Source organism: Flagellimonas allohymeniacidonis (assembly GCF_004296335.1).
In the GTDB taxonomy this organism is placed as follows: domain Bacteria; phylum Bacteroidota; class Bacteroidia; order Flavobacteriales; family Flavobacteriaceae; genus Flagellimonas; species Flagellimonas allohymeniacidonis.
Map to the genome: position 1 here is coordinate 1,138,984 of NZ_SGIU01000001.1, position 11,966 is coordinate 1,150,949.

An 11,966-nucleotide genomic window follows, 5' to 3' on the forward strand; every position below is an offset into this window, starting at 1 on the left:
CCACGTTAACAACTCACTGGTGAGAGACATTAAAATTAAAGCTAAAGTGGTACATTTGCATTTTCAATTTTGTTCTAGAGCCAAGCTGATATGATTCATTTCTTTGGGGACGTGACAAAAACCATTTTTGCCGTCCAAACCACGCAAGAAATCACAACAAAAGACCAAGAAAAATTAACATGGTTGTTCGGCAACCAACCTAAAATACACGCGGCGTCACTTGACGCCTTTTTTATTGGCCCCCGAGCTGCCATGATTACCCCATGGAGTACCAATGCCACGGAGATTACCCAAAATATGGGCATTTCTAACATAATGAGGATTGAAGAATTTCATTCTGTATCCGAAGACCACAACGATTACGATCCTATGCTCTTTCAGAAATACAAGGGCTTGGACCAAGATATTTTTACGATTGATATCATACCAGAATCCATTCTGGAGATTGATGATATCGCGGCCTATAATAATCAAGAAGGTTTGGCCCTTAACTCGGAAGAAATTCAATATTTGGAGGAGCTTGCAGAACGTCTTGGTAGGAAACTGACCGACTCTGAGGTGTTTGGATTTAGTCAAGTAAACTCTGAGCATTGCCGGCACAAGATTTTCAATGGCACTTTTGTAATTGATGGTGAGGAAAAACCTTCTTCACTTTTCAAACTCATCAAGAAAACTTCACAGGAAAACCCAAACGACATTGTTTCGGCCTATAAAGACAATGTGGCCTTTATTAAAGGACCCAAAGCCGTTCAGTTTGCCCCGAAACGCGCAGATGTTCCCGAGTTTTATGAAGAAACCGAGTTTGAATCGGTACTTTCCCTCAAAGCGGAAACCCACAACTTCCCTACCACAGTGGAGCCCTTTAATGGGGCTGCTACAGGTTCTGGAGGAGAAATTCGAGATCGTCTTGCAGGTGGTAAAGGTGCATTACCCTTAGCTGGAACTGCAGTTTACATGACCTCTTATTCCCGATTGGAGGAAAATCGACCTTGGGAAAAAGGTATGGAAGAACGTGATTGGCTGTACCAAACCCCCATGGATATTTTGATTAAGGCATCCAATGGGGCTTCCGATTTCGGAAATAAGTTTGGTCAACCTTTGATTGCAGGTTCCGTGCTCACCTTTGAGCATGAAGAGGAAGCCAGAAAACTGGGTTTTGATAAGGTGATTATGCTGGCCGGAGGCATTGGCTATGGAAAGGCCAACCAAGCGTTAAAAGATACCCCAAACAAAGGAGACCGTATCGTAATTCTTGGTGGGGATAATTACCGTATCGGAATGGGAGGCGCTGCCGTATCCAGCGCCGATACTGGCGAGTTCAGCTCTTCTATAGAACTGAACGCCATTCAACGTTCCAACCCTGAAATGCAAAAACGGGCCTCCAACGCGATTCGCGGTATGGTGGAAAGCCATGATAATCCCATTGTATCCATTCATGATCATGGTGCTGGTGGCCATCTCAATTGCCTTTCTGAACTGGTAGAAGAAACAGGCGGTAAAATCGATATGGACAAACTTCCCATAGGTGATCCAACCCTTTCTGCCAAAGAGTTGATAGGCAACGAATCACAAGAACGTATGGGCTTGGTCATTGGGGAAAAAGATAAAGCCCTATTGCAACGTGTGGCAGAACGAGAGCGTTCACCAATGTACGACGTAGGAAATGTGACTGGCGACCATCGTTTCACCTTCCATTCCCAAACTACAGGCGATAAACCTATGGATTTGGAACTCAATGATATGTTTGGCAGCTCCCCTAAGACCATCATGGAGGATAGAACCTTGTCAAAAAATTATAAAGCTCCCGATTATACACTAGAACACTTCCACGATTACTTGGAACAACTGCTTCAGCTCGAAGCTGTAGCTTGCAAAGACTGGTTGACCAATAAGGTGGACCGATGTGTCGGAGGTCTTGTAGCCAAACAACAATGTACCGGTCCCTTGCAATTACCTCTCAATAATTGTGGGGTTATGGCACTGGATTTCAAAGGAAAAGAAGGGGTGGCAACGAGTATTGGCCACTCTCCTATTTCAGGTTTGATTGACCCTGTCGCCGGCAGCAGAAATAGTATTACTGAAGCCCTTACGAATATGGTTTGGGCTCCTTTAAAAGATGGTTTAAAGTCCGTTTCCTTATCGGCCAATTGGATGTGGCCCTGCAAAAATGAGGGAGAAGATGCACGTTTGTATGAGGCTGTGGAAGCCGTATCAGAATTCGCTATTGCATTGGGCATCAATGTTCCGACAGGAAAGGACTCCTTGTCCATGAAGCAGAAATATAAAAATGAAGAGGTCATTGCGCCGGGAACGGTGATTATTTCGGCCGCGGCCAACTGCAATGACATCACCAAAGTTGTGGAACCTGTTTTGCAGAAAGATGGTGGTGACATCTATTACATCAACCTTTCTAAAGACGAATTCAAATTGGGTGGGTCTTCTTTTGCCCAAGTTTTGAACACCATTGGGAACGAAGCCCCAACGGTTAGTGATGCAGGATACGTAAAACAGGTGTTCAATACCATCCAGAATTTGATTCGACAAGATGTGATTGTGGCCGGACATGATGTAGCTTCCGGCGGATTGATAACAACATTGTTGGAAATGTGTTTCGCCGATAATGATTTGGGAGCCCATCTCGATCTATCCGCATTGGGTGAACCAGACATAATTAAACTCCTCTTTGCTGAAAATTTAGGAATCGTATTGCAGTCCAGCGACGATTCTATAGAGCCACAATTAGATTCGGCTGGGGTAGAATTTGTGAAACTCGGTTCTGCGATTTCAGAGGGTACCCTGACGCTAAAGAATCAAGGTATTGAGATTGGCTTAAACGTAGCATCCCTTCGGGATACGTGGTACAAAACCTCTTATTTGTTGGATGAAAAACAAACTGCCAAAGGATTGGCAAAGGAACGTTATGATAACTACAGTCACCAGCCTTTAACCTTTCAATTCCCATCCAATACCCCAAGTTTAAATGCATCAGCGGGTGTTTCAAGACCCAAAGCCGCCATCCTTAGGGAAAAAGGAAGTAACTCGGAACGGGAAATGGCCAACGCCATGTATCTGGCCGGTTTCGATGTTAAGGATGTGCATATGACAGACCTCATCTCAGGACGTGAAACCTTGGAGGACATTCAATTTCTGGGTGCCGTGGGAGGTTTCTCCAATTCCGACGTTTTAGGTAGTGCAAAAGGTTGGGCCGGAGCCATTAAATATAACGAACGTGCCAATAAAGTCATTCAAGATTTCTTCGCAAGAACGGATACACTTTCCGTTGGCATTTGCAATGGTTGCCAGTTGTTCTTGGAATTGGAATTAATCAATCCGGAGCATGATGCCCATGGCAAAATGACCTACAATGATTCAGGAAAACATGAGAGCGCCTTCACCTCGGTGAAAATTCGAGAAAACAACTCAGTAATGCTTTCTTCCATGGCAGGCACCATTTTGGGAGTATGGATTTCAAATGGCGAGGGCAAGTTCAGTCTTCCCCTGTCGGAAGAGAATTATGACATTGTTGCCAAATATGGTTATGAAGGCTATCCGGCCAATCCCAATGGCAGTGACTACAATACGGCGATGCTCTGTGATAAGACAGGTCGACATCTGGTTACCATGCCACACATTGAACGATCTATTTTTCCTTGGAATTGGGCTTACTATCCAAATGATAGAAATGACAAGGTATCTCCTTGGATACAGGCCTTCGTAAATGCCCGGGAATGGGTAGAGAAGGTCAACAGCGAGAAATAATCCCGGATTACGAATTTTATAAAGTAACAAGGACCTAATTGAAGAATTGATTTCTTCGTATGGGTCCTATTTACTATTTTGCAATTTCTTTACAGAAACTTACTATGCAAAAAGTTACCCGGCTCTTTGATTTTCCATATCACCAATTGGAAAATAATTCACTTGAAAAAGCTTTAGTCACAAAAAATAATGGAAAGTGGGAAGCCACTTCCACCCAAGAATACATTAATAAGGCCAATGCCATTAGTCGCGGGTTATTGCGCCTTGGAGTAAAACCCAACGATAAAATTGCCGTGATTTCGATGACCAATCGCACAGAATGGAATATTGTGGACATTGGAATTCTGCAGTTGGGAGCACAAAACGTCCCAATCTACCCTACCATTTCTGAAGATGATTATGAGTACGTCTTGAATCACTCAGAAGCCAAATATTGCTTTGTTTCATGTACAGAAGTATTGGAAAAAGTGCTTTCGGCAAGTTCAAAATTGAAAAAACTAAAGGACGTTTATTCCTTTGACCAGCTCGAAAATTGTAAGAATTGGGATGAAGTTATCAAGTTGGGTGAAGATTCTTCCAATCAAGACCAAGTAGAGGAATACAAGTCACAAGTACAGCCTGGCAATCTGGCCACGTTGATATATACTTCAGGAACAACGGGCAGACCCAAGGGAGTTATGCTGTCCCACGACAATATTGTTTCCAATGTAATCTCCAGCGAGGAACGGGTGCCTTTTGAATCTGGAGGAATTGCATTGAGCTTTTTACCTGTCTGCCACATTTTTGAACGAATGATCCTTTATCTATACCAATATTGTGGAATTGAAATTCATTTCGCTGAAGGTCTGGATAAAATAAGTGACAATGTAAAAGAGGTGAAACCTGACGTGATGACCGTGGTACCTCGTTTATTGGAAAAGGTTTATGATGCCATTATCGCCAAAGGAACCGATTTGACCGGTATTAAAAAGAAATTGTTCTTCTGGGCGGTCGAGTTGGGTCTTAAATATGAGCCCTATGGAAAAAACGGCTGGCTGTATGAAAAGAAATTGGGCATAGCCCGTAAACTTATTTTTAGCAAGTGGCAAGAAGCCCTGGGTGGTAGATTGACCACTATGGTCTCTGGTAGTGCTGCCTTGCAGGCCAGATTGGCAAGAGTGTTTGCCGCTGCTGGGATGCCCGTGATGGAAGGCTATGGACTTACCGAAACCTCTCCGGTGATTTCCGTTAATCAGGAATCAGGGAAAGGCTGGAAAATTGGTTCGGTTGGGAGGATCATTACCGGTGTCGAGGTCAAGATAGCGCATGATGGGGAGATTCTGTGTAAGGGGCCCAACGTAATGATGGGGTATTACAAAGATGAAGAAAAGACCAAAGAAGTTCTTAAGGATGGATATTTTCATACTGGGGATATCGGAGAAATTGATGCTGACGGTTTCCTAAGGATTACCGATAGGAAAAAGGAAATGTTTAAAACCTCAGGTGGTAAGTATGTAGCTCCCCAAATTCTGGAAAATCGTTTCAAGCAATCACGATTCATTGAACAAATCATGGTGGTCGGGGAAGGCGAAAAAATGCCCGCTGCTTTGATACAACCCAATTTCGAATTCTTGTATGAATGGGCCAACCGGCATGACATCACATTAGGGGAAAACTCCGATATCATCTTAAACGAACGCGTAATTTCCAGAATACAGGAAGAGGTAGATTTAGCGAATGAGGAATTTGCCAAGTGGGAAAAGGTAAAGCAATTTAGACTTACCCCAGAAGTCTGGAATATTGATGATGGACATTTGACCCCGACCATGAAATTACGCCGCAAAATTGTGAAAGAGAAATACATCCACCTCTATAATGACATCTACGGCTATTAATTCATGGTAAGTAATGGCCTTTGATAAGTATTCCACAGAACCATTAAAAAAGACCAGTAAGTTACTTCTTGGCCTAAGCATCGTTATACTCACAGTAACCATTTTTCTGCTAGTTTTTGGAATGTATCAAACCAAACAAGGAGGGAATAAAACATTAATTTTTCTCGTTCCCACAGTTTTTGGGCCTTTGACCATTTTAAGCTCTTTACTTGCCGCTTCGATGGGTGCAGAAGTCAAAAAAAGAGAAAAAGGTCATCTTTAATCCGTTTTTTGCACTTTTCATAAAGACAACTTTTTACGATGTGAATTTATTATGCATGCATAATAAATTTTTGTATATTTGGGCACCAAGATAGTTCTATGAAAGAGTTGACCATTGATCATGCCCTTAGGGCCACATGGCAGGCTGTAATCAAAATGTACAATGAGGAAGCGAAAAACTACGGTCTTACCATGGCGATTGGTTTTACTTTGCTCAGCATTGATCCAAAAAAAGGAACCCCAAGCACCGCTTTGGGTCCTAAAATGGGAATGGAAGCCACCAGTTTATCCCGCATACTCAAGAGTATTGAAGAAAAAGGGTATATCCAAAGAAAACCTAATCCTAACGACGGCAGAGGCGTACTCATACATCTTACTGCGCTTGGGTTGGAAAAAAGAAAGGACTCCAAAGATGTGGTTTTACGATTCAATGATGTAGTGAAAGAACATATAGATGAAAGTGATTTAATGGGATTCTTCAAAACGGTCGATGTCATCAACAAACTCATCTTGGACAAAAAAATATATATCAAAACAACAACTAATTAATTCCAATTCTTAACATGGGAAGGCATATTAACAAAGTTGCCGTAATCGGCTCTGGTATCATGGGAAGTGGCATAGCCTGTCACTTTGCCAACATCGGGGTTGAAGTTTTATTGCTCGATATTGTTCCTAGGGAACTTACCGAAAAAGAAAAATCAAAAGGGTTGAGCCTTGAGGACAAAGCAGTACGAAATCGATTGGTGAACGACTCGCTCACCAATTCCTTGAAATCAAAGCCCTCCTCTATTTACCATAAAAAGTTTGCCGATCGTATTACGACCGGAAACTTGGAGGATGATATTTCCAAGGTTAGTGAGGTGGATTGGATCATTGAGGTGGTTGTAGAACGCCTTGATATAAAGAAGAAGGTTTTTGAAAACTTGGATCAACATAGAAAACCAGGTACGCTTATCACTTCAAACACTTCGGGGATTCCTATCAAATTTATGAGTGAGGGACGAAGTGATGATTTCCAAAAACACTTCTGCGGAACCCACTTTTTCAATCCCGCACGATACTTAAAACTCTTTGAAATTATTCCAGGCCCCCAAACATCTCAAGATGTATTGGATTTCCTCAATGGATATGGAGAAAAATTTCTGGGAAAGACCTCTGTGGTTGCCAAAGACACCCCAGCTTTTATTGGTAATCGAATTGGAATTTTCAGTATCCAAAGCCTTTTCCACGCGGTTAAGGATTTGGGCATGACCGTAGAGGAAGTGGACAAGTTGACTGGCCCTGTTATTGGACGCCCAAAGTCTGCAACCTTCCGCACAGTGGATGTGGTCGGACTTGATACTTTGGTGCACGTGGCCAATGGAATTTCGGAAAACTGCAAGGATGATGAGCGGCATGAGCTTTTCCAATTACCAGATTTCATCAAAACCATGATGGAAAATCAATGGTTGGGAAGTAAATCGGGGCAAGGATTTTATAAGAAGGTTAAAGGCGACAACGGTAAAAGTGAAATCCTGACTTTGGATTTGGATACTATGGACTATCGTTCCAAAAAGAGCGCCAAATTCGCAACACTGGAATTGACCAAAACCATCGATAAAGTTATCGACCGTTTTTCGGTACTGACAGGTGGAAAGGACAAAGCAGGTGAATTTTACCGTAAAAGTTTTGGAGCTCTCTTTTCATATGTTTCACACCGCATTCCAGAAATTACCGATGAGCTTTATAAGATTGACGATGCCATGAAGGCCGGATTCGGTTGGGAGCATGGACCCTTTCAGATATGGGACGCCGTTGGACTTGAAAAGGGGTTGGAATTCATAAAAGCTGAAGGTTTGGAAGCCGCATCATGGGTTTCCGACATGAAAGCAGCTGGAATCGATTCTTTCTACTCAGTGAAGGATGGAGCTACCTATTTCTTTGACATTCCCAAAAAGGCCATGGAAAAAGTACCTGGTCAAGACGCCTTTATCATTTTGGATAACATCAGAAAGTCCAACGAAGTCTTCAAAAACAGTGGAGTTGTGGTTGAGGATTTGGGTGAAGGCATCTTAAATGTGGAATTCCAATCCAAAATGAATACAATTGGTGGAGATGTTTTAGCGGGACTAAATAAAGCCATCGACCTTGCCGAAAAAGACTTTCAGGGTCTTGTAGTGGGAAACCAGGCGGCCAATTTCTCTGTGGGAGCCAATATTGGGATGATTTTCATGATGGCCGTTGAGCAAGAGTATGACGAGCTTAATATGGCAATAAAATATTTTCAGGATACCATGATGCGCATGCGCTACTCATCCATACCCACCATTTCTGCTCCGCATGGCATGTGTTTGGGAGGTGGATGTGAGCTTTCAATGCATGCCGACAAAGTGGTCGCCGCTGCAGAAACCTATATTGGTTTAGTGGAGTTTGGTGTTGGTGTGATTCCTGGAGGTGGAGGCTCTAAGGAAATGGCGCTAAGAGCCTCTGATTCATTCCGAAAAAATGATGTTGAGCTAAATGTTCTGCAGGAGTATTTCTTGACCATCGGAATGGCCAAAGTGTCCACCTCAGCCTATGAAGCCTATGACTTGGGCATCTTGCAAAAAGGTAAAGATGTTGTCGTCGTGAACAAAGACCGACAAATTGCCACAGCAAAAGCCTATGCTAAGTTATTGGCAGAATCTGGATATACTCAACCTCCAAAACGTAAGGATGTTAAGGTACTTGGAAAACAAGCTTTGGGCATGTTCCTGGTAGGAACTGATTCTATGGAGGCTGGTCACTACATTTCAGAACATGATAAAAAAATAGCCGACAAATTGGCCTATGTCATGGCCGGAGGGGACCTTTCCGAAGCAAGTTACGTAAGTGAGCAATACCTTCTTGATATTGAAAGAGAGGCTTTCTTATCCCTTTGTACCGAAAGAAAAACATTGGAACGCATCCAGCACATGTTGAAAACTGGAAAACCTTTAAGAAACTAAGATGAAAACAGCATATATCGTAAAAGCATACAGAACAGCGGTAGGAAAGGCACCTCGAGGCTTGTTCCGTTTTAAAAGACCAGACGAATTGGCCGCGGAAACCATCGAGCACATGATGAGCGAGGTACCCCAATTGGATAAAAAACGCATTGATGATGTCATCGTGGGAAATGCTATGCCAGAAGCAGAACAGGGTTTGAATATGGCGCGTCTCATTTCATTGATGGGATTGAATATCGAAGATGTTCCCGGTGTAACGGTAAACCGCTATTGCGCATCTGGGTTGGAAACCATTGGAATAGCTACGGCCAAAATACAATCGGGAATGGCGGACTGCATTATCGCTGGGGGTTCAGAAAGTATGAGCTACATTCCCATGGGGGGCTATAAACCCACCCCAGATTATGCTACGGCCAAAGAAGGCCATGAAGACTATTATTGGGGTATGGGACTAACTGCAGAGGCAGTGGCCCAACAATTTAAAGTGTCCCGTGAAGACCAAGATGTCTTTGCCTATAATTCCCATGTAAAGGCCCTTAACGCCCAAGAAGAAAATCGTTTTCAAGACCAAATTGTTCCTATCGAAGTGGAACACACTTTTGTAAACGAAGCGGGCAAAAAAGAAACCAAAACCTATACAGTAAGCAAGGATGAAGGTCCGAGAAAGGGCACCAATATTCCCACATTGAACAAACTAAGACCTGTGTTCGCAGCCGGAGGAAGCGTTACCGCCGGAAACTCATCTCAAATGAGCGACGGTGCAGCCTTTGTATTGGTGATGAGTGAAGAAATGGTCAAGGAATTGAATCTGGAACCCATTGCCCGATTGGTGAACTATGCCGCTGCTGGGGTCGAGCCACGGATTATGGGAATAGGACCCGTAAAAGCCGTTCCAAAAGCTTTGAAACAAGCTGGATTAAAACAACAGGATATTGAACTTATAGAGTTGAATGAAGCCTTTGCCTCCCAATCTTTAGCAGTTATTCGAGAACTGGGTTTAAACCAGGAGATTATCAATGTGAATGGCGGTGCCATCGCTTTGGGACACCCACTCGGTTGCACTGGTGCCAAACTTTCCGTGCAATTGTTTGATGAAATGCGAAAGCGAGACATGAAAGGAAAATACGGCATGGTCACCATGTGCGTAGGAACCGGACAAGGTGCAGCTGGCATCTACGAATTTTTAAACTAAAAGAAGAACTAAAATCTATAGCTATGAGCACAGATACCCTAACTAAAGATATTCTGAGAGGAGGTCAGTTTCTGGTTAAAGAAACCGACTGTGAAGATGTATTCACCCTTGAAGATTTGAACGAAGAACAGAAAATGATGCGTGAAAGCACCAAGGAGTTTGTTGACCGCGAACTTTGGGCGCACTGGGAACGCTTTGAACATAAGGATTATGCCTACACTGAAGAAACTATGCGCAAGGCAGGTGAGCTGGGCCTTTTGAGTGTTGCCGTCCCGGAAGCGTATGGTGGAATGGGCATGGGCTTTGTTTCCACAATGTTGGTTTGCGATTACATTTCAGGAGCCACAGGTTCTTTTAGCACGGCTTTTGGTGCTCATACCGGTATTGGTACAATGCCCATTACGTTGTATGGAACGGAAGAACAAAAGCAAAAATATGTTCCTAAACTTGCCTCTGGAGAATGGTTCGGAGCGTATTGCTTAACAGAGCCTGGAGCGGGTTCTGATGCCAATTCCGGAAAAACCAAGGCAGTACTGTCCGAGGATGGAAAATACTATAGTATTACGGGACAAAAAATGTGGATTTCCAATGCAGGCTTCTGTAATCTTTTTATCGTTTTTGCCAGAATCGAGGATGATAAGAATATAACAGGTTTTATTGTTGAAAATGACCCCAGTAATGGAATTACGCTTGGTGATGAGGAAAAGAAATTGGGAATTCACTCCTCTTCTACCCGACAGGTTTTCTTCAATGAGACCAAGGTACCTGTTGAAAACATGCTTTCCGAAAGAGGTAATGGGTTCAAGATTGCGATGAATGCACTAAATGTAGGTCGAATCAAATTGGCCGCTGCCTGTCTGGAAGCCCAACGGCGTGTTATCAACGAGGCCGCCAAGTATGCCAACGAACGAATCCAATTCAAGACACCTATCATTAATTTTGGGGCAATTAAAGCGAAAATTGCTGATATGGCGACCAATGCCTATGCCGATGAATCGGCTTGTTATCGAGCTGCCAAAAATATTGAGGACAGAATTGCCATACGTGAGGCTGAGGGCAACACCCATCAAGAGGCGGAGCTCAAGGGCGTTGAGGAATATGCCATCGAATGTTCGATTTTAAAAGTAGCTGTGTCCGAACATGTTCAACACACTTCCGATGAAGGTATTCAGATTTTTGGGGGAATGGGCTTCAGCGCCGATACCCCAATGGAATCTGCCTGGAGAGACGCACGTATCTCAAGAATTTATGAAGGTACCAACGAAATCAACCGAATGTTGGCCGTAGGCATGTTAGTCAAGAAAGCCATGAAAGGGCATGTTGATCTTTTAGGACCTGCCACCGCCGTTGGTGAAGAATTGATGGGCATCCCATCCTTTGACACACCTGATTTCACTGAATTGTTCTCTGAAGAAAAAGATTTAATTGCCCGATTGAAAAAGGTTTTCTTAATGGTAGCAGGTAGCGCCGTTCAGAAATTTGGACCAGATTTAGAGAAACATCAAATGTTGTTGACGGCGGCCTCAGATATTTTAATTCAAGTATATTTGGCAGAATCAACATTGCTTAGGACAGAGAAAAATGCAAAAAGATTTGGAGAAGACTCCCAAGCTGCGCAAATTGCAATGTCCAAGTTGTATCTTTACAGAGCTGTGGATATCGTTATCCAAAAAGGAAAGGAAGCCATTGTTTCTTTTGCCGAAGGAGATGAACAGCGAATGATGCTTATGGGGCTAAAACGATTTACGAAATACACAAATCAACCCAATGTCGTGGCACTCCGCACACAAATTGCGGACAAGGTTGCAGCGGATAATGGGTATACCTTTGACTAATTCAAATAATGCTTAGACAAAGCTTATTTGGAAAAACCGCCTTCTGAGGCGGTTTTTTTTATTTGCCATTTTGTAA

The 11,966-nt window shown here is 43.1% G+C and carries 7 protein-coding genes; all 7 read left to right on the top strand.

The genetic code is table 11. The features are described 5' to 3' along the window. Positions 1-90 precede the first annotated feature (90 nt). The gene (gene purL / locus EW142_RS05175) at positions 91-3,759 is read left to right on the top strand and encodes a phosphoribosylformylglycinamidine synthase (protein WP_130610616.1); all 3,669 of its coding nucleotides are present in this window, start codon (positions 91-93) and stop codon (positions 3,757-3,759) included. A gap of 104 nt (positions 3,760-3,863) precedes the next feature. Further along, positions 3,864-5,633 (top strand): AMP-dependent synthetase/ligase, encoded by a 1,770-nt coding sequence (locus EW142_RS05180; RefSeq protein ID WP_130610619.1) that lies wholly within the window; start codon positions 3,864-3,866, stop codon positions 5,631-5,633. A 13-nt stretch (positions 5,634-5,646) separates the two neighbouring features. After that, positions 5,647-5,895 (top strand): hypothetical protein, encoded by a 249-nt coding sequence (locus tag EW142_RS05185; RefSeq protein WP_130610622.1) that lies wholly within the window; start codon positions 5,647-5,649, stop codon positions 5,893-5,895. Between the two features lie 98 nt (positions 5,896-5,993). Beyond that, positions 5,994-6,443, top strand: coding sequence for a MarR family winged helix-turn-helix transcriptional regulator (locus tag EW142_RS05190; protein WP_130610625.1), 450 nt, complete (start codon positions 5,994-5,996; stop codon positions 6,441-6,443). Positions 6,444-6,457: 14 nt separating this feature from the next. Further along, positions 6,458-8,863, top strand: a complete 2,406-nt coding sequence (locus EW142_RS05195) for a 3-hydroxyacyl-CoA dehydrogenase/enoyl-CoA hydratase family protein (RefSeq protein ID WP_130610628.1) — start codon at positions 6,458-6,460, stop codon at positions 8,861-8,863. Position 8,864: 1 nt separating this feature from the next. Continuing rightward, positions 8,865-10,055, top strand: a complete 1,191-nt coding sequence (locus EW142_RS05200; protein WP_130610631.1) for an acetyl-CoA C-acyltransferase — start codon at positions 8,865-8,867, stop codon at positions 10,053-10,055. 23 nt (positions 10,056-10,078) lie between these two features. Next, on the top strand, positions 10,079-11,890 hold the full coding sequence (locus tag EW142_RS05205) for an acyl-CoA dehydrogenase family protein (RefSeq protein ID WP_130610634.1): 1,812 nt from the start codon (positions 10,079-10,081) through the stop codon (positions 11,888-11,890). Positions 11,891-11,966 lie beyond the last annotated feature (76 nt).

Coding starts and splice junctions, on each gene's coding strand:
- EW142_RS05200 (WP_130610631.1), top strand. CDS start 8,865: ATGAAAACAGCATATATCGTAAAAGCATACAGAACAGCGGTAGGAAAG.
- EW142_RS05180 (WP_130610619.1), top strand. CDS start 3,864: ATGCAAAAAGTTACCCGGCTCTTTGATTTTCCATATCACCAATTGGAA.
- EW142_RS05205 (WP_130610634.1), top strand. CDS start 10,079: ATGAGCACAGATACCCTAACTAAAGATATTCTGAGAGGAGGTCAGTTT.
- EW142_RS05190 (WP_130610625.1), top strand. CDS start 5,994: ATGAAAGAGTTGACCATTGATCATGCCCTTAGGGCCACATGGCAGGCT.
- EW142_RS05185 (WP_130610622.1), top strand. CDS start 5,647: ATGGCCTTTGATAAGTATTCCACAGAACCATTAAAAAAGACCAGTAAG.
- purL (WP_130610616.1), top strand. CDS start 91: ATGATTCATTTCTTTGGGGACGTGACAAAAACCATTTTTGCCGTCCAA.
- EW142_RS05195 (WP_130610628.1), top strand. CDS start 6,458: ATGGGAAGGCATATTAACAAAGTTGCCGTAATCGGCTCTGGTATCATG.